The 19823-nt window shown below is 72.5% G+C and carries 18 protein-coding genes; 8 read left to right on the forward strand and 10 right to left on the reverse strand.

What is annotated here, in order from left to right; all coding sequences use genetic code 11:
* Positions 1-379 precede the first annotated feature (379 nt).
* Entirely contained in the window at positions 380-1381 is a 1002-nt protein-coding gene (locus BCD48_RS22205; protein ID WP_071050323.1) for a hypothetical protein, read from the forward strand.
* A 90-nt stretch (positions 1382-1471) separates the two neighbouring features.
* Here the strand turns inward: BCD48_RS22205 and BCD48_RS22210 are convergent, their stop codons facing one another.
* Positions 1472-1927: a pilus assembly protein TadG-related protein gene (locus BCD48_RS22210; protein ID WP_071050357.1), complete on the reverse strand. Its 456-nt coding sequence runs from the start codon at positions 1925-1927 to the stop codon at positions 1472-1474.
* Between the two features lie 401 nt (positions 1928-2328).
* Between BCD48_RS22210 and BCD48_RS22215 the strand changes: the two genes are divergently transcribed.
* The gene (locus tag BCD48_RS22215; RefSeq protein ID WP_071050358.1) at positions 2329-3360 is read left to right on the forward strand and encodes an ICP22 family protein; all 1032 of its coding nucleotides are present in this window, start codon (positions 2329-2331) and stop codon (positions 3358-3360) included.
* A 205-nt stretch (positions 3361-3565) separates the two neighbouring features.
* Here BCD48_RS22215 and BCD48_RS50780 read toward each other — a convergent pair whose 3' ends face one another.
* On the reverse strand, positions 3566-3829 hold the full coding sequence (locus tag BCD48_RS50780) for a hypothetical protein (RefSeq protein ID WP_131804087.1): 264 nt from the start codon (positions 3827-3829) through the stop codon (positions 3566-3568).
* 58 nt (positions 3830-3887) lie between these two features.
* On the opposite strand from BCD48_RS50780, the gene BCD48_RS22220 reads away from it, so the two are divergent.
* The 4 genes from BCD48_RS22220 (at position 3888) to BCD48_RS22240 (ending at position 8163) form a co-directional block, all read left to right on the forward strand.
* Positions 3888-4997, forward strand: a complete 1110-nt coding sequence (locus tag BCD48_RS22220) for a type III polyketide synthase (protein WP_071050324.1) — start codon at positions 3888-3890, stop codon at positions 4995-4997.
* Positions 4994-6214 carry a cytochrome P450 gene (locus BCD48_RS22225; RefSeq protein WP_071050325.1) on the forward strand — a complete coding sequence of 407 codons (1221 nt, stop codon included), beginning with the start codon at positions 4994-4996 and terminating at the stop codon, positions 6212-6214. The genes BCD48_RS22220 and BCD48_RS22225 overlap by 4 nt, the downstream gene beginning before the upstream one ends.
* Positions 6215-6589: 375 nt before the next feature.
* Positions 6590-7198, forward strand: coding sequence for a hypothetical protein (locus tag BCD48_RS50785; RefSeq protein WP_131804088.1), 609 nt, complete (start codon positions 6590-6592; stop codon positions 7196-7198).
* Positions 7199-7803: 605 nt separating this feature from the next.
* Positions 7804-8163 (forward strand): toll/interleukin-1 receptor domain-containing protein, encoded by a 360-nt coding sequence (locus BCD48_RS22240; RefSeq protein WP_071050328.1) that lies wholly within the window; start codon positions 7804-7806, stop codon positions 8161-8163.
* Positions 8164-8206: 43 nt separating this feature from the next.
* Here BCD48_RS22240 and BCD48_RS22245 read toward each other — a convergent pair whose 3' ends face one another.
* The 6 genes from BCD48_RS22245 to BCD48_RS22275 all read right to left on the reverse strand — a co-directional run bounded on the left by BCD48_RS22245 (position 8207) and on the right by BCD48_RS22275 (position 13379).
* The gene (locus BCD48_RS22245) at positions 8207-8650 is read right to left on the reverse strand and encodes a hypothetical protein (RefSeq protein WP_071050359.1); all 444 of its coding nucleotides are present in this window, start codon (positions 8648-8650) and stop codon (positions 8207-8209) included.
* A gap of 176 nt (positions 8651-8826) precedes the next feature.
* Positions 8827-9339 (reverse strand): TadE/TadG family type IV pilus assembly protein, encoded by a 513-nt coding sequence (locus BCD48_RS22250; RefSeq protein WP_397428680.1) that lies wholly within the window; start codon positions 9337-9339, stop codon positions 8827-8829.
* Complete coding sequence (locus BCD48_RS22255; RefSeq protein WP_491677163.1) at positions 9326-9568, reverse strand: hypothetical protein; 243 nt, start codon at positions 9566-9568, stop codon at positions 9326-9328. The genes BCD48_RS22250 and BCD48_RS22255 overlap by 14 nt, the downstream gene beginning before the upstream one ends.
* A gap of 317 nt (positions 9569-9885) precedes the next feature.
* Complete coding sequence (locus tag BCD48_RS22260; protein WP_071050330.1) at positions 9886-10857, reverse strand: type II secretion system F family protein; 972 nt, start codon at positions 10855-10857, stop codon at positions 9886-9888.
* Positions 10858-11050: 193 nt separating this feature from the next.
* Positions 11051-11911 carry a type II secretion system F family protein gene (locus tag BCD48_RS22270; protein ID WP_071050332.1) on the reverse strand — a complete coding sequence of 287 codons (861 nt, stop codon included), beginning with the start codon at positions 11909-11911 and terminating at the stop codon, positions 11051-11053.
* A 64-nt stretch (positions 11912-11975) separates the two neighbouring features.
* A complete protein-coding gene (locus tag BCD48_RS22275) occupies positions 11976-13379 on the reverse strand; it encodes a TadA family conjugal transfer-associated ATPase (RefSeq protein ID WP_241841914.1) in 1404 nt (467 codons plus the stop codon).
* Between the two features lie 594 nt (positions 13380-13973).
* Here BCD48_RS22275 and BCD48_RS22280 point away from each other — a divergent pair.
* Positions 13974-15917 carry a PAS domain-containing protein gene (locus tag BCD48_RS22280; RefSeq protein WP_241841915.1) on the forward strand — a complete coding sequence of 648 codons (1944 nt, stop codon included), beginning with the start codon at positions 13974-13976 and terminating at the stop codon, positions 15915-15917.
* A gap of 9 nt (positions 15918-15926) precedes the next feature.
* On the opposite strand, the gene BCD48_RS22285 is transcribed toward BCD48_RS22280, so the two are convergent.
* Positions 15927-17711 carry a helix-hairpin-helix domain-containing protein gene (locus BCD48_RS22285; RefSeq protein ID WP_071050333.1) on the reverse strand — a complete coding sequence of 595 codons (1785 nt, stop codon included), beginning with the start codon at positions 17709-17711 and terminating at the stop codon, positions 15927-15929.
* 604 nt (positions 17712-18315) lie between these two features.
* Entirely contained in the window at positions 18316-18798 is a 483-nt protein-coding gene (locus BCD48_RS22290; RefSeq protein ID WP_071050334.1) for a DUF6912 family protein, read from the reverse strand.
* A gap of 450 nt (positions 18799-19248) precedes the next feature.
* Here BCD48_RS22290 and BCD48_RS22295 point away from each other — a divergent pair, with 450 nt between their 5' ends.
* On the forward strand, positions 19249-19743 hold the full coding sequence (locus BCD48_RS22295; protein ID WP_071050335.1) for a transcriptional regulator: 495 nt from the start codon (positions 19249-19251) through the stop codon (positions 19741-19743).
* Positions 19744-19823: the final 80 nt, after the last annotated feature.

A 19823-nucleotide genomic window follows, 5' to 3' on the forward strand; every position in this document is an offset into this window, starting at 1 on the left:
GCAATTGCGCGACGACACTTCCCAGAAACATTGTCGGCGTGTCGCGTAATGCTATTGGGCGAGTGCCCACATCGCTTCTTCAGTCGAGACACAGGCCACACCACTGTCGTGCCGGGAGCGAGCTCGGCCCTTGGATCGAACGCTATCTTGAATCTAAGGTCCCCCGCTACGCCGTGAGGTACTTCAAGATGCGATCACATCGCGGTCTGCCGGCTCTACGGGCTCCCGCGGCGACGGCCGGGGCTCTGTTCCTCCTTCCCTCGTCCGCTGCTGGCGGCCGTCCCGACAACGCCGAGGACCGCGCGACCATGGCGAGGCCGCGCGCGGCCAGAGGCGCACAGCCAACACCGGCCGGAAGCGGATCACGGAGGTCGTCGCCGTGCCGTACGTCGTCGACAGACGTTTCCTGCTACGCGCGTTCGGGGCCTCGGCGGTGGTCGCGGTGAGCTTCGAGCTCCAGCCCAACCTTGAACCGTTGCGCAGCACCACCGACCTGCACCAGGCCTGCTCCGCGGCCCTCAGCCAGGCGATCAGCAGCTATGAGACGTCCGACCTGACCACCACCGCGTCCTCGATGCGCCCGTTGGAGAACACCACCCGCACCATTCCCCGCCAGCGCCGGCTGCGCGGACGGGACGCGCTGGACTGGATGCGGCTGCACGCCGCCGTCACGATGGTGTCCGCGGGGACCGACTACGACCGGGGCATGCACTCCGACGCCGCCGCGCGTTCGGACCGGGCCGCGAGCCTCGCCAGGGCCGCCGGTGACGGCCCGCTCGCGGCGCGGGCGCTCGCCCTGCGGGCCCGGCTGGTGCGCCAGCACAGCCCGGCCGTCTCGCTGCAGATCGCCGGCGCCGCCGCCCGGATCGCCGGGCACAGCCCCGCCCGCGCGATGATCGCCGGCAAGGTCGTCGCCGGGGCCTACGCCGCGGCGGGCGACCTGGCCGGCGTGCGCGACGCGGTCGCCCGTGCCTGGCGCACGATGGAGCACCTCGACGACAACGCCTACGGCCGGCCGGGGTTCGCGATCGAGACCTACTCCCCCGCCGACCTGGCACTCGCCTCGGCCGAGGCGCTGACCACGGTCGGCGCCGCCGAGGACGCCCGGCCATACCTGGAGAAGGCGTACGCGCTCATCAAGGACAGCGGGCAGACCGGCATGATCGTGTCGGTCCTGATGGCGCAGGCCCGAGCGTCGGTCAGCGGTGACCGCCCAGACCACTTCGAAGCCGCGGAGCACGCGGCGGCCGCCGTGGCGCTGGCCGCCGACCGGCCCGCCGAGTGGGTCGCCCGGCTGGTCCGCGACGTCTCCAGCCTCGCCGAGCAGCGCACCGGGCACGCCCTCGACGACCTGGTCGCCGCGACCGCCGCCTGGGTCTGAGCCCCTCCCCCGGCCGACTGGCCGGGGGCGAAACCCGGCGCGCACGAGAGCGGGAGCCCGGCGCATGCCGGCCGCGCCCTGGCGGCGCCGTCAGGGCTGCTGGCGCACGACGGTCTGAGCGTCCGCCGCAGCGTGGACCGTCACCGGGCCGATACCGAGAAAGCCGACGAGAGGCAGGTCGACGACCCGGCTGCCCTGGACCTCGACGGTGTCCCCGTCGACGACCGACCCGGTCAGCACGGTCGCCCCGCTGGGGTCGGCACGGTCCTGGTAGTCGGCGACGGCGGTCAGCACGTCCGCCAGCGGCAGCCGGTCGAGCTGCCCGGTGGCGGTGTAGACGGCGTTCTCGTCGATCCGTTGCGCCGCGGCCAACGCCGCCCCGTCCGCCGCCGACGCGACCGAACGGCGGGCCAGGTACACCGCCGAGACGTCGGTGACCACGATCGCCAGCATCGACGCGACCATCAGGTAGCCCAGCGTCAGCATCATGATCGACCCGGCGTCGCCCCGCCTGGCCGGGCGGCGCGCTGACGGGCGCACCCGCATCCACGCGGACACAACGGCACGAACCCGTATCACCCGTTCATTGTCACTCACGGCGCCCAGCCAGGGACAGGCCGCCCACCCAACGCGCCACACCCATCACCGGACCCGCGCCACGCCTCCCCACGGCCAACAACCTCGCTACCGGTCAGCAGAGCGCCGGGGCACCTCCCGCATCAAGGGCGCCGCCAGCTCCGGCCCCCACTTCGACAAGATCAGAAATCTCGCTCGGCGGACAACCTCGCCGGTTCCCGTCATTTGGCCACGATGTGGTTCTCTGGACCTGGGATCCAGGGCCCGCCACGCCGTGGACACGGACAGGCGAGCGCACGGGCGGCCAGCCCGGCGGAGCCGCCGCCGGCCCAGACGGCCAAGGCCGCCCTCCGGGCGGGATGGGAGACACCGTGCGCAAGCGCGAGGCCGACACGCTGCTGCGCTTCGTCCGCGTGGCCCGGCCGGTGGCGGCAACGGCCGTCAGCGTGACCACCACCGCCGATGACGACCGGCGCGCCCAGGCGGACCGGATCGTGCGGCACTGGCGCAACGAGCTCGTTCCGCTGGCCGCGCTGCCCGGGATCGGCGGCCGGTTCACGCAGCCGATCCGCGAGGTGCTCGCCGGCACCGTGCAGGGGCTGCTGGTGCTGTCGCTGGCGCAGCTCTGCGACGTCACGGACGAGCGCGAGCAGGTCCGGCTGGTCGCCGTCCTGATGCTGCGTGAGGACCTGCCCGCCGGCTGGATGCCGTCGGCGCCCGACCCGGCCCACGACACCGCCGACGGCGGCGCCACAGCCGGCGCCCGGTACGACGGCGGCAAGGGCGGCCCGGCCGAAGACGGCGGTCCCGGCGACACCGGGGCCGTCACGGGTGCGGGCGTGGGTCTGGGCGCGGCCGTTGGCCCCAAGGCTGAGCTCCTTGAGGACGTGGAGCTCCCCGAGGACGTGGTCGAAAGCCCCGAGGCCGTGGCTGGCGGCCCTGGGGCCGAGAGCTCCAAGACCGAGGTCCCCGGCGACGTGGCCGTTGGCCCCAAGGCCGAGACCCCCGGGGACGCGGCCGAAAACCCCGAGGCTGAGAGCCCCGACGAGGTGGCAGAGGAGTACGCGACCTGGAGGCTGGTGGCTCAGCAGATCCCGGTGGCCGTCTACCGCGCGGCTCGCGAGTTGTGGACCGTGCACCGCCTCGTCGGCCAGCGTGCCGAGGGCCGCCTCTGGCATCGCGCGCTCGGCAGCCTCCCCGCGGTCGGCGTCGTCGGTGCCACCCTCGGCGAGCGCCACGCCCTCGCCGACATCGCCACCGCCGCCTACACCGAGCTCGGCCTCGCGCCCGAGGAGGCCACGGGGCCTTCGGTGGCCTCCCGCGCGGCCACCGCGGCCAAGGGCGTCGCCGCGCGTCTCCCCGCTCTCGGGCGCACGGTCCGGGCTCCTTTCCGCAAGCCGTAGGGACCGGCCGGAGCGCCCAAGGCTCCAGCCCGTTCTCGCTATGCCCTGGTTCGGCGCGACCGGCCGGATGTCCGCACCGCGCCGCGTTCGCGCGGCTTGGCCCCGAGCCCACGAGCCCACGAGCCGTTCATGATCTGGTGGAATCGTCGGAGCCCGGCTCCCAAAATCACACCAGATCATGAAACCGTGCCGACAACTTCCACGGTCAGATCCTGAACGCGGCGGAGCCCGGCGTGATCGTCCACCACGGAATCGCCGAGAAGACGGACCAGTCGCCGCCGCCAAACGTCCTGACCGGCCCGCCCAAACGAATTTTTTTCCCGTTCAGGCCACACCTGTGTTCAATGCCGCGAGACGGCGCCTGTTTTCGCTCCCCGGGCAGGAGGCCGCCGTTTTGACGGTCCAGGCCGGGGCAGGCTGTATTGGCCATTGGCCGGCCCGGTGAGGCGAGCAAGCCGATATCCGCCACGGGGTTCCGGGCCGTCGGGCACGGGCCGACCTGGATCGCCGGAGGAGGCGTCCGTCGTATGCCGATTCTCTGCCGTCCGGCCGTTATGGTGCCGGAACATACGATCACGATGGGCGAGACGCTGGACCTGGCGTGTCGGCTGCATGCGGACCATCCGCGACTGGATCTCGTGCTTCAGCTCATCGAGAATACGGGCGTACGCAAGCGCCATCTGGTGCGCCCGCTCGCCCAGACATTGCGCCATCCCGGTGTCGAAGTACGCAACCTCATCTACGAGGAGGAAGCCAGGCGGCGAGTGCCAGAGGTCACGCTCGCCGCGCTGGCCGCGGCCGGCGACCTGCGCGCCCAGGACATCGATGCCATCATCTTCGTCTCCTGCACGGGTTTCCTGATGCCGTCGATGACAGCATGGATGATCAACAACATGGGGTTCCGGAACGACACCAGGCAAATCCCGATCGCCCAGCTCGGCTGCGCCGCGGGCGGCGCCGCGATCAACCGGGCTGCGGACTTCTGTAATGCCTACCCAGGGACCAACGTACTTATCGTCGCCTGCGAGTTCTGTTCACTGCTCTACCAGCCGTCCGACAGCGATGTGGGGTCGCTGCTGTCCAACGGGCTGTTTGGCGACGCGGTAGGCGCCGCCGTCGTTCGCGGACGCGGGGGGCATGGCGTGCGGCTCGAACGCAACGGCTCGTATCTGGTGCCGGACACCGAGCACTGGATCTCCTACTCGGTCAAGGCAACCGGCTTCCATTTCCGGCTCGACAAGCGGGTCCCGACGACGATGGCGATGCTCGCGCCCGCGCTGCGCACGCTCGCGGACAGCCACGGCTGGGATGCCGGCGCCCTCGACTTCTACGTCATCCACGCCGGCGGGCCACGCATTCTGGACGATCTGCGCGACATCCTGGGGGTGGACTCGTCGTTCTTCCGCCACAGCAGGGCGACCCTCACCGAGTACGGCAACATCGCGAGCGCCGTGGTGCTCGACGCGCTACGCCGCATGTTCGAGGACAACTCGCTCGAGCGCGGCGCCACGGGCGTGATCGCCGGATTTGGCCCCGGGATCACGGCCGAAAGCTGCCTCGGTACCTGGGCCGTCCCCGCCGGCCAGGCCCCTGCCCTGATATCCCGTACCACAGCCGCGGAGAGCGAGACGCCATGACGATCGAGACCACGAAAGCGACCGACCGGCGCGTTGTGCACTGCCCGTTCAACCACCCGACCGCGCTGGAGTTCGACCCGTTGTTGCGGCGGCTGCGCGAGGAGGCCCCCATCGCACGCATCACCATGCCCTATGGCGAAGGCTGGGCATGGCTGGTGACGCGCTACGACGACGTCCGCGCTGTCGTCAGCGACCAGCGGTTCAGCCGCGCCGCCGGTATCGGTCGCGATCTGCCCAGGATGACGCCTGAACCAATCGCCCAGACCGAGGCGATCAACCTGATGGATCCCCCGGCGCACACTCGGCTGCGACGGCTGGTCGCCCACGGATTCGCGGCGGCCCAGGTCGAGCGTATGACCCCGAAGATCCACACGATCGTGGACCGGCTCGTCGACGGCATCGCCGCCCACGGGGCCCCCGCCGACTTCACCCAACTGTTCGCCGCACGGCTGCCGATGGCCGCGATCTGCGAGGTCCTCGCGATCCCCGAGGCCGACCGGCCGCGGATCCGGCAACTGGCGGTCGCGCTCATGTCCACCGACGGAGGGGCCCGGTCGACGCGGGACGCGAAGGCCGACCTGCGCACCTACTTCCTCGACCTCGCCGCGAAGCGCCGCGAGCGGCCGGGCGACGATCTGATCAGTACGCTCGCCGCCGCCCGGGACGGCGACGAGCTCCTGGGCCTCACCGAACTGGCGGTCCTGGCCATGGTCCTCACGATCACCGGCCATGACACGAGCACCTACCAGCTCAGCAACATCCTCTACACGCTGCTCACCCACCCCGAGCAGCTCGCGCTGCTGCGATCACGCCCCGCTCTCCTGGAGCCGGCGTTGGAGGAGCTGCTGCGGTTCATCCCGTTCCGCCAGGGCGTTGGCATCGCCCGCGTCGCCACCGAGGACGTCGAACTTGGCGGCGTGACCATTCGCGCGGGCGACGTCGTCCACGTCTCCTACCTCGCCGCCAACCGCGACCCCCGGATGTTCCCGAGCCCGGACGAACTGGACCTCGAACGTCGGCACCCGACACACATGACCTTTGGCCACGGCACCCATTACTGCGCCGGCGCCGCCCTCGCCCGGATGGAGCTACGCATCGCCTTCGAGACCCTGCTGGCCCGCTTCCCGGGCCTGCGCCTGGCGGTACCCGGCGAGGAGGTCCCCTGGCACACCGGCTCCATCTGGCGCTACCCCGAGCGTCTCCCCATCGCCTGGTAGCCCGGGGCGCTTGGGCACAGCAGGAGCCGCGGATCCCGACGGACCTTGTCCACAGGGGAGCGGGACGGAGCACGCGGCTGGCGCCATGAGAGGATCATGCACTCATGGCGTGGGCAGACCGGGCGGGTCGGGCACAGTGAGTAATCCGTTCCCGGCCATGAAGCCGCGCGAGCTGCTGCGGGTGCTCGCCCACTTGGGCTACGTTGAAGAGAAGCCGAAAACTGGCGGCTCGCACCAGTGGCTGACCGCGCCAGGAAGGCCAGGCTCCTGTGGGCGTTTCATCCGTCAGTCACGTCGATCGGCCCGGTAATAGTGCGGAAGATCTCGTAGGCGACGTCGGCCTGACCCCGAAGGAAGCACTGGAGGCGATCAGACGTGGCTGAGCTTGTCGACCTGATCGTCCGCCGTGACGAAGGCACTTGGGCGGCCTGGTCGCCGCGATGCCCGGGGCTGGCCATCGTCCAGCTCTCTCAGCCCGATCTCGTCCGCGAGGCACGGGGAGCCATCCGCGAATTTCTCCAGCCGGCGGCGGACCTCGCCGCGACGGGGGAACGTGACCGGGATCTTCTGGTCGACCTGCGCGTTCATGTCGAGGGGGAGATCCGGGGCGTCGTCGTCCGAGTGTGCCAGGACGAGCACCTCTGGGAGCGTCAGCACGTCGCCGAGCGGCTCTCCGCCGCGCTCGGTGATCCCGCCCAGGCCACCAATCTCGCCGCCCGGCGCACCACGGCGCTCGGCGACGTGGTATTCGTCTGCGCGATGCCCACGGATACCCTCGACTGGGTCTTCGAGCAGATGCAGCCTGGCGACGCGCTGAACATGGTCGTCTCGGTCGCGGACAACATGATCTGGGTCAGCACGTTCAGCCACGACGAGTTCCGCCCGGACCGTGCCGATGGCGGTCTGCCAGTCACGACCACGATCGCCGAGATCATGCAGCTCGACAACGCCCCGCTCCACGCACCCCTGCACGTCGCGGCCTAAGCCGCACGCCTTACGCGACGGTCGCGGCGAACGCCTCCGCCCTGAGACCCCGCACCATCCGTTCTTGATCTGCCCGGACGGGAACCGCGAAGCCCAGCCAGGACGGGGCCGCGACGCCGCTGGGGGGCGCCGTATGGGCACAGCATCCACGCCTGCCGAACCGGCCAGCCAAGCGTGACGAGGTACCCGGGACCGACCGGGAGCCTGAGGGCACCTGGAACTTCGGCGGCGTGGTTGACGACAACGAGCTGTCAGAGCGCGGCCAGGCGGTACGCGCCTACGCCCAAACCTTCCCCCTGGACGCCGGTGTTCTGCGCGCCCTGGACGAGGGCGCAGGCCAGTGACCTCCGGCCCACGGTTCGCCGGTCGGCACCTCGCCCTGTCGACCGCGCTGCACCACATGGGCGCCGCCATCGTCGACCAGCCCGTGGACAACAGCCGAGCCGGGCAGGTATCCGCCCTGTATGCCGCGGTGATCGTGACCGACGGCGTTCCGCCGGCGACGATGATGTCGTCATGGGGGAACTACAGGGTGGGGCGCGTCGAACGGGTTCTGCCGCGGTACTGCTGCTTGTCGGGTTGGTCGCCGCAGCCGCGAGCGTCTGATGGATCAGGCTCCGGAGCCGGCTACCGACGAGCAGGTCGACTTCTTCATCTCCTACGCGCCGCCTGATGAAGAGCACGCGGAGTGGATCGCGTACGAGCTGGAGGAGGCCGGCTACACCACGGTGATCCAGGCGTGGGACTTCGTCACTGGGTCGCACTTCGTCCACGAGATGCACCGCGCGGCGCGGAACGCCACCCGGACCGTCGCCATCCTGTCCAGCGCCTATCTGGGCTCGGCCTACGCCGAGGCGGAGTGGCAGGCAGCCTGGGTGAACGACCCGCTGGCAGCGGACGGCGGGGCGTTCGCATGCGGACTGACGATCACCACCGGTCCGCATTCAGTCCGCATGACGCTGTGAAACCGCGTGATCCGCCGTGATCCGCTGAACGGCGAAAGTCCAGCTAGGGCTGCGCGTCAGACCGGTCCGCTCGGTACTGGTCGATGACGACGGTGAACGCTCCGTTGAGGGTTACGTCGGCGAGGCCCGAGCCGAGGACGCTGACTCCTGGGAGCGGGGCGATGGTGCGGACACAGACGACGAAGACGGCGCCCGGTTCCAGGGTCTCGGCGCCGTCCCCGGGGTCGGACGCGCCGCAGTCGGCGCCCTGAGGCGCGAACCGGAGCTCGGGGGCGGTGTCGATCCCCTGGTCCTGGAAGGCGAGCTGGGCGGCGAGCTGGGCGCGGGTCAGGCCCTCCTCCTCGTTGTTGGCCGTCGAGTAGGCCCGGCCCGCCTCCCTCGCCGCTTGCGTAACCGCGAACGCCGAGCGCTGCACGGAGAACAGCGCGAGGAAGAAGTAGACGAACGGGATCAGCAGCACAACCGAGAGCCCGACGAACTCGATCATCGCCGAACCGGCGTCCGGCCGTCGCGCTCGCTCATTCCGCCCATCCCGCCCGTTCCGTGCGCGCCGGCCAGCCAGGTCGGACGCCCACCTCCGCCGGAGCACGCGGACGGCCCGGTATGCCCGACGCGGGCGGTGGCCCAGTGCGGCGGGCTCCTGTGCCTCGGCTGGCCGCGTCGTCATGGGGTCTCCTTCACCGCGTGGCCGGTGACGTGCACGGTCACGCCGCCCCCGAACGGGAGCAGGCTGAGGGGGACGCGGACCTCGCAGGTCACCTGGACCAGCGGCACGCCTCCCGGGCCGTCGATCTGGGCGCCCGTGCAGGTCGTGTCGGACCGGCCCGGGATGGAACCGGCGATCAGTCGCTGCGCGTACGGGCCGCCGTCGGTCGGGTCGACGCCGAGGTTCGCGCCGTGCCGCGCACCCTCCGCGGCGTTCGCGGCGAGGGTGTTGCGGACGTGCAGCACCAGGCCGACCTGGATGATCCCCAGAAAGAGGAACAGCAGCAGCGTGCTGACCATGACGAACTCGACGATCGCCGACCCGGCGTCCTGGGCTGACGGGCCTGGTACTCGAGGCCGCTCCGCCCGGTGATCCCCCTCGGCCCCCACCGGCTGGCCGACGCGGACACGGGCGGGAGCCCGGACCGCGGCGGCCAGCCGGCGCGGACGCCGGCACTCAGCCGCCGGCACCGCCACCGCCACCGTCGCCGCCGACGCCGGTGACCTTGTTGATCGCGGACGTGAACATGTCCTGCAGCGCCGGAGTGGCGATGGTGGCGATCGCGACCACCAGCGCGGCGGTCATCACTGTCACCATCACCCAGCCCGGCACGTCGCCGCGGTCCCCGCCCCGGCGGGCCGCGGCCACGTGCCGCCGCTCCCACCACGCGAAGTAGCCGACGACCAAGGCCGTCGCCATCCGTGCCATCTCGTCCTCCCAGTCCGGCTGGCCGGCGACGCGCGACGACGGCGAAGCCTCGCGCGGCCGCGGGCCTGCCTAATCGCAGCAGAACCCCTGGCCCCCTCGACCCCCTCTGACCACTGACCCCCCACCCACGGAGCGACCCCTCAGACGCCCCGCGACCCGGCCGCCGCCTCGCACCGGCGGCGGCCCACGCGCCTCATCGCGCGAGACTCACGGGCGGCACCGCGCCCGGCACCCCGACTGGGCGGCCGGCCGCCCAGAACTTCGCCAAGATCGCCGCCGGGGAGGCGCTCCGGCCTGGTACGAGCGCGTCATTGCGCGAAGAAGGTGAAACTCACGAGCGCCGGATAGAACGCGAAAATCACCGTCGTCGGCAGGACCAGGAAGACGACGGGAACCATCATCGCGATCTCCTTGCGCCCGCCGGCCTCCAGCAGCTGGCGCCGGCCGGCCTCCCGGACGTCGACCGCCTGCGCGCGCAGCACGTCCGCCAGCGGGGTGCCGCGCTCGATCGCGACGGCCATCCCGTCGACGAAACGCGCGAGCGACGTCAGCGTGGTGCGGTTGGCGATCCCCTCCAGGGCCTGCACCAGGGTGGCCCCGGCGCGGGCGTCGGCGAGCGCGAGCCGCAGCTCGTGGCCGAGCTCGCCGTGGGTCAGCCGGGCGACCCGCTCGAGCGCGCCGACCGGCGACTCGCCAGCGGTGACCGCGAGCGCGAGCAGTTCGGCGACCGTCGGGAACTCCATGAGCATCCGGTCCTCGCGCTCCCCGATAGACCGGGTGAGGCGCCACTCCCTGGCGACCACGCCGCCCGCGACACCGGCGACGATCAGCGCGACGCCGACGGCTGGCGGCGGCCCGATCCCGACGGTCGCGCGCAGCACCAGCAGCAGCGCCCCGACGAGGCCGCCGACCACCGCCCAGATCACCTGCTGGGCGCGGAACTCCTCCACCGACGTGCGCCCGCCGGCCTGGGTCAGCCTGCGCGCGAGGCCGGCCCGGCCGCCGAGGAACCGGTCGAGGCGGCGGGCGGCGTCCGTGAGGAACGGCCGAGCGAGCGCCTCGACCGCGGCGAGCGGGGTGGGTGCCGCGCGGCCGGCCCGGCGCCGCTCGCGGACGGTCCGCTCGTCGAGCAGCCGGGAGGGCGCCGGGTTGTCGCGCAGGTAGGGCTCGACCCGATCGGCATAGCGGATCCGGCGTGCCCGCGGCGAGCGGACGACCACGATCACCAGCCCGGTGCCGGCGATCATCCCTAGCAGGGCGCCGGTGGCGGCGAGGCTCATCGCTGGTCCGTCCCCTCGCCCGTCCCCGCGTCCGCCCGTCGCGCCCGCGCGTCGTACCTCCGTCGCGCCGTCCCGTCGGCAGCCGGCCGCGTCCCCGTCCCGGCCACGGCTGCCCGGGCCATGGTTGTCGGGGCCATGGTTGTCTGGGCCACGGTTGTCGGGGCCATGGTCATCTGAGTCACCGTCGCCTGAGTCACCGTCGCAGCACCCGCCCCTCCTCCGGCAGCCGGCCGATCCGTTTCATGACCAGGTAGGCGAACACCGAGACGACCCCGCCGCCGACCAGCACCCCGACCCCCGTCGGGCTGTCGTAGGCGGAGACGTTCTGGCCGCGGGTGGCGAGCAGCAGCAGCACCACCCAGGGCGCCGCGAGCGCGAGCCTGGCCGCGTTGACCGTCCATCCCTGCCGGGTCTCCAGCTCGGCGCGGGTGCGGGCGTCCTCGCGCAGGAAGGTGGACAGCGTGCGCAGCAGCCGGCCCAGGTCCGTGCCGCCGACCTCCCTGGCCAGCCGCAGCGACTCGATGATCCGGTCGGCCACCGGATCGGCGAGCTCGTCGGCGAGCTTGTCCAGGCATGTGCTGAACGAGCCGGTCGCCCGGTACTCCTCGCCGAACCGGGTGAACGCCCCGCGCAACGGCGCCGGCCCGCGCTGGCCGACCGCGGCGAGCCCCTCCGGCAGCGACATCCCGGCGCGCACGGCGCTGGCGAGGTTGTCGACGACGTCCGGCCACATCGCGCGCAGGTCGTGCATCCGTGACCGGCGGCGGCGGACCACCAGCGTGCGCGGCAGGAACGCGGCGAACACGAAGAACGCGGCGCCGAGCGAGACGGTGGCCGTGAACGCGAAGACGATGAGGCCGGCGACCACACCGACCGCGACGCTCACGGCGACGAACTGGCCCGGGGAAAGGCCGCGCACCCCCGCCTGGGCGAGCAGCTCGGCGGTGGACCGGTGCCAGCTGGCCTCGGCGTCCGCCTCCCGTCGCCGCTGCCGGCGCGGCCCGACGATCAGGAAGAGCCCGAGGCCGAACAGCAGCCCGACGAAGATTCCCATCAGCCCACCCCCGTGGCTGTCCGCTGGATCCGCTGGCGCGTCTGTGCCCGTGCCCGTGTCTCTGTCATCGGTCGACCGCGATCTCGGGCCAGCCGCCGCGCTCCGGCGGGGCGAGCACGGTGGCGAGGTCATAGCCGGCGCGGGCGAACCGGTCCGGGTGCGGCGGGTAGCCCTCGGCGCGTATCAGCGTGTCGCCGTAGGCGCGGAAGATCTGCGCGACCTCGACGACGTCGCCTTCGGCCCGCCCCGGCAGGGCGACGATCTCGGTGGCGCGCCGCCGCCCATGCACGTCCTTGGCCAGGTGGACGACGATGTCGACGCTGGCGGCGACGGTGGGCACCACGAAGTTGTGGCTGACGTTCTCGCCGGCCAGCAGCGGCAGCGTGCACAGCTTGGTGACCGCCTCGCGCGCCGAGTTCGCGTGCAGGCTGCACATCCCGGGCAGGCCGGAGTTCAGCGCGATCAACAGGTCCAGCGCCTCCTCCTGGCGGACCTCGCCGACCAGCAGCCGGTCGGGGCGCATCCGCAGCGCCTCCTTGATCAGCCGCCGCAGCCGGATCTCCCCGGTGCCCTCCAGGTTCGCCTGCCGGGTCTGCATCGCCACCCAGTCCGGGGAGCGCAGCCGCAGCTCGAAGACCTCCTCGCAGCTGACGACCCGCTCCCTGGCCGGGATCGCGGAGCCCAGGCAGTTGAGCATCGTCGTCTTCCCCGCCTGAGTGCCGCCGGCGACGATGATGTTGAGGCCGGCGACGACGGAGGCCTCCAGGAACGCGGCGGCGGCCGGCGGGAGCGTGCCCATCGCGACCAACTCGTCAAGACTCGACGCCGAGAGGATGAACTTGCGGATGTTGACCGACCAGTGCTGACGGGTCACGTCCGGGATGACGACGTGCAGCCGTGAGCCGTCCGGCAGCATGGCGTCGACGAACGGGGTCGACAGATCCACCCGCCGCCCGGACGACTTGAGCATCCGCTCGACGAGGTCCTGCACCTGGTCGGCGGTGAGGATCGTGTTGGTGAGCTCGCTGCGGCCGTGGCGGGCGATGAACACCCGGCCCGGCTCGTTGATCCAGATCTCCTCGACGGTGGGGTCGTCGAGATGGCGCTGCAGCGGGCCGAAACCAGCGACGGCGTCGTAGACGAGCCGCGCGGTCAGCTCCCGGTCCGTGATGGCCGGCAGGTCGCTGGTGAGGACCCGGTCCTCATAGTCGGTCAGGACGTCGTCGACCAGGCGGCGCACGGCCATCGGCTCGCGTACCGGGTCCAGCGAACGCCGCCGGACCAGCTCCCGGACCTCGGCCTCCACGAGGGAGGTCGCGTCGAGCCAGCCGCCCGGCCCCGGGCCGCCGCCCGCCAGGCCACCGTTCAGCGAGCCACCACGGAGAGGGCCACCACTGAGAGGGCCACCGCTCAGGGGGCCACCGCGCACCGCCGCCACGAGAGTCCGCCGCTCCTCATCCGGGCGCACGTGCCACCACCTCGCGTGAGCGGGCAATCGCTACGAAGGGTAGGAACGGCGCCACATCCCGGCAACCCCGACGAAGGGGGTGCACGGAACCAACATTCGCACAATCCCGGTCGGCCCGTGGTGGCGGGGTATGGTCACCTTGACGCGTTCCGTGAGAATGCCATCACTTGAGCAGCGGCCGTGATGACGAGACGTGATGTTCATCGACCCCGCGGATCGCGGACCCGCATCATGCGGGTCCTGGCCGCACGACCGGGCAGGTCAGACGGTCCGGGTCGATGACCCAGATCACGGCGATTCCTGGCTGTAGTTCGCGATCCAGGCCGCGCCGCCGCCTCGGGCGCCAGCGGACCGAGGCGGCCGGCGAGTCACCAAAGAAGCCAATCCCGACAAGCCGGCGCCGGCCGGCCCGACCCGTCGCGGGCGACAGGCCACGGCGATGCACCTGACGGAACCTTCACCCGGCGCGCGCTAACCTGATGACGTTTAGCAACCTTCCACGTTCACTCAGTCACGAGCCGTTCGGCGACGGACCTTCCCCCACGTCCACCGCCTTGTCGGACCGCCGTGGCATGCCTCCCGGGGGTGTCAGCTGTGGGCGTTCCCATGCCCGACCAGTCCGACGAGTGGGCCGCTGAGGGCAGCCGCGGCGACGGGGTGCTCGGCGAGGCTGCCCTCAGTGAGGTCCGCGAAGGCACCGACGGCGGGAACGCCACGCCCGACGGGTCCTCGAGCCGCGAGGCTCGCGGCCGCGAGGGCGCGGGCGGCGGCGACGCCGTCGCCGCGGACGAGGAGAACGACGGCGCCGGCAGCGCTGGCAGTGCCGACCGCGCTGGCAGTGCCGACCGCGCTGGCAGTGCCGACCGCGCCGGGACGACCGGGTGGGATCTGTTCCGCCGGATGGCGATGAGCTGCCCGCTGCCGGTCTTCGCCACCGACGCGGTCGGCCGGCACGTCTTCGTCAATCCGAAGTGGAGCGAGCTGACTGGCGTCGAGCCCGACGAGGCCATGGGCTGGGGCTGGGAGCGCGCGATCCATCCGCACGACCTGCTGGCCGTCACCAACCAGTGGGGACGGGCCCGGTCGGGCGGCGACGGGCTGTGGGTCCGGCTGCGGCTGCTGCGCCCCGACGGGCTGCACCGGGCGGCGATCCTGCAGGCGGTACCGACGGACGGCGAGGCGGGCATCCCGCGGTTCATCGGGACACTCACCCCGCTTCCGCCGCTGCCGTCGTCGCTGCCGACGCCCGGCCAGCGCGCCGGCGCGGAATCCGTGCCCCTGCCACCTCCGCTCGAGGCTCCGCCCGGCCCCGCCTCGCTCGCGAGCCCGGACGTCCCGGCTTCGGGTACCGGGCCGGACGGCCAGCGCGGCGGCCGTGCCGAGGGCCGGGCGCAGGACGACGGCCGCCTGGGCGGGGACGACGACCAGGCGGCGATACCGGTCCCCGTGCCGAGGCCACGGACCGGGCAGGAGCCGCCGTCGCCGGCGACGGCGGGCACCGGCACACCGGAATCCGAGTGCCGGGACGACCTGCCCACCCGGGAGAGCGACGGCCTGCCTGCCTGGGACGGCGAGGACGACGGCGACGACGAGGCCGGTTCCACCTGGTGGGACCAGGCAATCAACCTGGCTGGACGAGACGACCCGGAGTCAACGGGCCTGATCGCCGCGCCCGGCGAACGCCGCCCCGGCCGGCCTCGACACGACCACCTCGCCTGGGACGGCAACCGCCGCCGAGCGGCCGCGCCCGACGGCGGGGACAGCTGGCCGGGCATCGCGGAGACCAAGGTCGCGCCGACGCTGGGGGGCGAGTGGCGGGCCGCCATCGCGCTGCATGGCCGTGCCACTGGCGGGCACGACGCCCAGGATCAGGTTCCGGTGGCGGCTCATCAGCACGCCCACGACGGTCGTCATCACGCCCGAGCGCACGCCCAGCCCGGCGGCCAGGGCCACGGCCCGATCGGTGGCGGCGACGGCGGCCAGGGTCACACCGGCGACCACGGCTCCAGACAGGGCGGCGGACGCGGGCCCGGCATGGGTGACGGCGGACGCGGCCGGCCCGACAGGCTGCCGCCGGCGGAGTGCGGATGCCTCTACGGCGAGCTGACCCGTGCGGAGGCGGCCTGCCGCGACCGGGAACGCTGGCTCACAAGCCTGCTCGCCGAACTGCCCGCGGCGGTACTACTCGCCGACGCGCACAGCCAGGTGGTCGGGGTGAACCAGGCCTACTGCGACCTGTTCGACCTGGCTGAGGCGCCGGTCGACCTCGTCGGCACCGACTGCCGCCTCCTGCTGCGTCCGCGCACCGGCCTCGTCGACGACCCGGCCGGCTTCGCCGACCGGCTCGACACGCTGCTGCGGCGGCGGCGCACACTGCGCCGCGAGACGGTGATGTTCTCCGACGGCCGGGTCTTCGAGCGCAGCCACCTGCCCCTGGTCAGTCCTGACGGCTACCGCGGCCACCTCTGGCTGTATGTGGACGTCACCGACCGGCGCATCCTCGACGCCGAGATCGAGGGCCTGATCTCCGAGCTGTAGCCGCGGCTGCTACAGCCCGTTGTGGTAGCGGACCTGCAGCTCGCGGGCCTGGCCGACCCAGTCGTCCGAGACGATCCGGCTGCCGAACCCCTCGAGCCGCGCCGCGAGGCGCTCGACGTCGGTGTCCCCCATGGTCGCCAGCTGGCGGAACGACGTGATGCCGAGCCCGCGCAGCCGTGCCTCGATCACCTGGCCGACACCGACGATCTCCTTGAGGTTGTCGGTCGAGACCACCGGCTCGGCGAGGCCGCCCCAGGACGGGAACTTCTCCGCCGGCTCGGGCCTCGACCGGCCGCCGGCCGCGGCCGGCGGCACCTTCGCCGCCTGGGCGGCCGGGGCCGGAAGCGGGGCCGCCGCGTCGGAGGCGGCCGGGTGGGGGGCCGCTGGGACAGCCGCCGAGACCACCGTCTCGGCGTCCACCGCCTCGGCGCCCACCGCCTCGCGGGATGCCTCGGGAGTGGCGGCCTCGTCGGCAGCACCGAGGATCTCCGGGACAGCCATGTCCTGGGCGGCTGGGGCGGCCGGCACGGGGGCGCCACCGGCCGGGGCGTCATCGTCCATGCCGTCCACGCCATCCATGCCGTCCACGCTAGCCGCGCCGGTCGGGAGGTCCAGCCCGTCGGCCGTGTCCACCCGGGTGCTCGTGGCGCCGGCCGCCCAGCTGGCGGCGAGTGCCTCCACCTCGGCGATCCTCCGGAGCAGCCCGGCCCGCTCAGCCGCCCACTCGGCCTGGCGGCGCTCCAGCCGCTCGGCCAGCGCGGCGGTCTGGTGGGCGGCCTCCTCGGCCTCCGTCCGCACGGTCGCGAGCCGCGCGGAGAAGCGAGCCGCCCGGGTCTCCGCCTCGGCGAGCGCCGTCTGCAGGTGGCCGGCCTGGCCGTCACGCCCCTCGGCCTCGCCGCGCAGCTCCGCCTCGATCTGGGCCATCCGCGCCTGCGCCGCGCCGACCTGCACGGCCGCGTTCGCCGCCTGCCGCTCCGCCGCGCTCACCCGGCTTTCCGACGCCGTGGCCCACAGCTCCGCCGCGGCCAGGCGGGACGCGAGATCCGCGTTCTCGGCTGAGCTGCGTTCTTCCTGCCGGCGCAGCCGCACGGTCAGCACCGCGATCCTGTCCTCGTCGAGCGCCGCCCGCCCGGCGTCCGCGCCGGCACCGCCGAAGGCATCGTCCGGGGCGGTGACGCGTTCGGCGACCTCACCCGCGGCGCTCTCGTCCCCGGCCACCTCGCCCTGGACGCTCTCGTCCCCGGCGATGCGGCTCCCGGCGCTCTCATCCTCAGCAGTGACGCTCTCGACGATCTCACCCAAGGCGATCTCGGCCTCGGCGGTGCCAGGGGTCTCACCGGCCCGATTTCCGCCCTGGCCGGCCGCCACCTGCTCCAGGGGCCCCGCCTCCAGGGGCACCGCGTCGACAGGCGCGAAGCCCACCGGCAGGAGGTCCGCCAGCTCGGCCTCCGCCGGGACAAGATCCGTCTTAACAAGATCGTCAAGGTCATGACCGGCCAGTTCCGGGCTGGCCGGTTCCCTGTCGGCGGTCGGCACCTGCTCACGGGTGGCCCGGTCCGGCTCCGCCGTCCGCGCGCGCCCGACGCCGCCAAGAACCGACACATTGGTGGTCGCGGCCAGCACCGCCGGGCCCCGGACGCGGCCGGAGGCGGGCATCGCCGCGGCGGCGCCCACGCCGGCGAACGCCGGCCGCTGCCGCCGGATCGGCCCGATCAGGAAGACCCACGCCAGCGCGGCACCAAGAACCAGCGCCACCAGCATGAACGCCAGGATCTGCCCGGCGAGGTAGAGCACGGGAACCAGCCTCCCTCCCGCGCGCGGATCCCGGGCGCGGGCGGTCGAACGCGGACAGCGATCAGCGGTGACCACGGCTAGCGACGACGAAAGCAGGATCGTCACAGGCCGGCGGACCTGGAGCTACGGACGACCGACCACCGGTCCCATCCCGCGCGCGGGCGCGCGCAGGTGAGGCGGTGACCGCCTGTTGAGGAAAATCGCCTCTTCGGGCAGAACGACACGGTGACCGACTCCGGTACCGCGCCGCGTTGTCCGAGACGTGCTCGTCTGGCACGGGACAATAGCGTGCCAGCCGCGCCAGACCAGACAGCGACCCGCCGAGTGACACAGGCCGGACACATCGCCCAGCCACGTCGTCAACCTGGGACAACGCCGACCCCGGCCAGCCCGCCGCCGGCCCGCGCCAAGGCGCGCGGCGCGGGGCACGGCTGAGCCGCCGGCCACCCGTCGCGACACGTCAGCCACCTGAGCCGACCGCGGGCCGGGTCAGCTCAGCTCGATACCCGCCTCTGAACGCCGGAACTCCGCGCGGCGGGTCGACCGAGACGTCCGGGTCGGGCGCGGAACGTCCGGTGAACCCGGACGGGCCCGCGTCCCACCATCAGAACAGCTCGGCGATCTCCTGGGTGGCATACCAGAGCAGCTCGTGGCCGTCCGCGCTGTCCACGATGAACGCGGAGTCCTCGCTGCCCAGGTCGGCCGCCATGATGGCGTCGGCGGCGGCGGCCACGGCGGGCTCGGCGGCGTCGTCGTCCACGTGCACGGCGCGGACGCCGGACAGCGGCACGGCCGCGACGACCTCGACGACGCCCCGGTCGAGGTCATCCCGGACCCGGACTCCAGCCTCGTCGATGTCGACGGCGAACACCACCCGGCGCCTGGGCGCGGCAGGGTCGGCGTCGAGGAGACGGAGGCAGGCGCGGGCGGCGGCGAGCAGCGCCGCGTACTCCATCTCCTCCGTGTCCGACCAGGCATACCACTCACGAACGGCCGGGGTGACCGCGAACCCCAGTCCGGCGGGCACGGCGCGCTCATCGAGCACCGCCCGCGCGGCCGTCGGCGTTGACGGCAGGTAGACACGCACCCCGCCAGTCTGCCCCTTCCGTCGCGAACCCGTGAACGGGGGCCGATAGCTGCGCGTGACGGGGGGTTACGCGGAGCGATTCGCGGGCATCGACACGAGCAGTGCACAAGCAGTGACGGAGGCAGTCGCCGCCGCCAGCCCAGCGGGGTTTCCCCTGATCCGCTCGCGAGCCACGGGGGAGCCACCACTCGCCAACGAGGGGGCACACCGATGGCAACCGGTAGTCAGCAGTGTCACCTTTGACGGCGGTTTGTCCGGTATTGAACGCAAGATCGATACCTAGCGTATTTCGATCTAGGTAATATGGTAAACGGACTCTTTCGGCAACGTTACAAACGTTGTCGCGCCTAGTGATCCCGTGCGATTCCGACGGCAAGCCTGACGATCGAGAGGGGTCATCGTGACGTTACGGAGGGTTCGGATGCTCGTTCGAGGCTGGGGGTGAGTCGGGTGAGCCGGGAGTACGCGAAGGCCGTTGGTTCTCGCCTGAGGGCGATCCGTATTCAGCAAGGTCTTTCCCTGCAAGGTGTGGAGCAGAAGTCGCGCGGTCGTTGGAAGACCGCCGCGGTCGGTTCCTACGAGCGCGGCGACCGGATGATCAGTGTGCATCAGCTCTCGGAGCTGGCCGGTTTCTACGGGGTACCGGTCTCGGCGCTGCTGCCGAACGAGGACCAGCTGCCCCCACGCGAGCAACGACCCAGGACCGTGCTGAACCTCGAGAAGCTGGCCCAGGCCCCGCCCGACACCTCCGCCCTCGTGCGCAGGTGGGTCGCCCAGATCCAACGGCAGCGCGACGACTACGCGGGCCACGTCCTCTCCATCCGAGATGGCGACCTGCGCGCACTTGCCCTGCTGCACGACACCACCCCACAGGAGTTCGCCGACCGGCTGCGTTCCTGGGGCGTCCTGGAGACCACCTTCCCGGAACCCGCCGAGCCCGAGTAAGGCGAGGGCGCAAGGCACCCTCGCCGTCGGGCGCGGGGCACCCGACCCGGCTGGTTCCGGGCAGGAAGCACACGTACCGA

This window comes from Pseudofrankia coriaricola, assembly GCF_001854805.1.
Taxonomy (GTDB): domain Bacteria; phylum Actinomycetota; class Actinomycetes; order Frankiales; family Frankiaceae; genus Pseudofrankia.

Coding starts and splice junctions, on each gene's coding strand:
- BCD48_RS22210 (WP_071050357.1), bottom strand. CDS start 1,927: ATGCGGGTGCGCCCGTCAGCGCGCCGCCCGGCCAGGCGGGGCGACGCC.
- BCD48_RS22220 (WP_071050324.1), top strand. CDS start 3,888: ATGCCGATTCTCTGCCGTCCGGCCGTTATGGTGCCGGAACATACGATC.
- BCD48_RS22225 (WP_071050325.1), top strand. CDS start 4,994: ATGACGATCGAGACCACGAAAGCGACCGACCGGCGCGTTGTGCACTGC.
- BCD48_RS22240 (WP_071050328.1), top strand. CDS start 7,804: ATGGATCAGGCTCCGGAGCCGGCTACCGACGAGCAGGTCGACTTCTTC.
- BCD48_RS22245 (WP_071050359.1), bottom strand. CDS start 8,650: ATGATCGAGTTCGTCGGGCTCTCGGTTGTGCTGCTGATCCCGTTCGTC.
- BCD48_RS22255 (WP_491677163.1), bottom strand. CDS start 9,568: ATGGCGACGGCCTTGGTCGTCGGCTACTTCGCGTGGTGGGAGCGGCGG.
- BCD48_RS22260 (WP_071050330.1), bottom strand. CDS start 10,857: ATGAGCCTCGCCGCCACCGGCGCCCTGCTAGGGATGATCGCCGGCACC.
- BCD48_RS22270 (WP_071050332.1), bottom strand. CDS start 11,911: ATGGGAATCTTCGTCGGGCTGCTGTTCGGCCTCGGGCTCTTCCTGATC.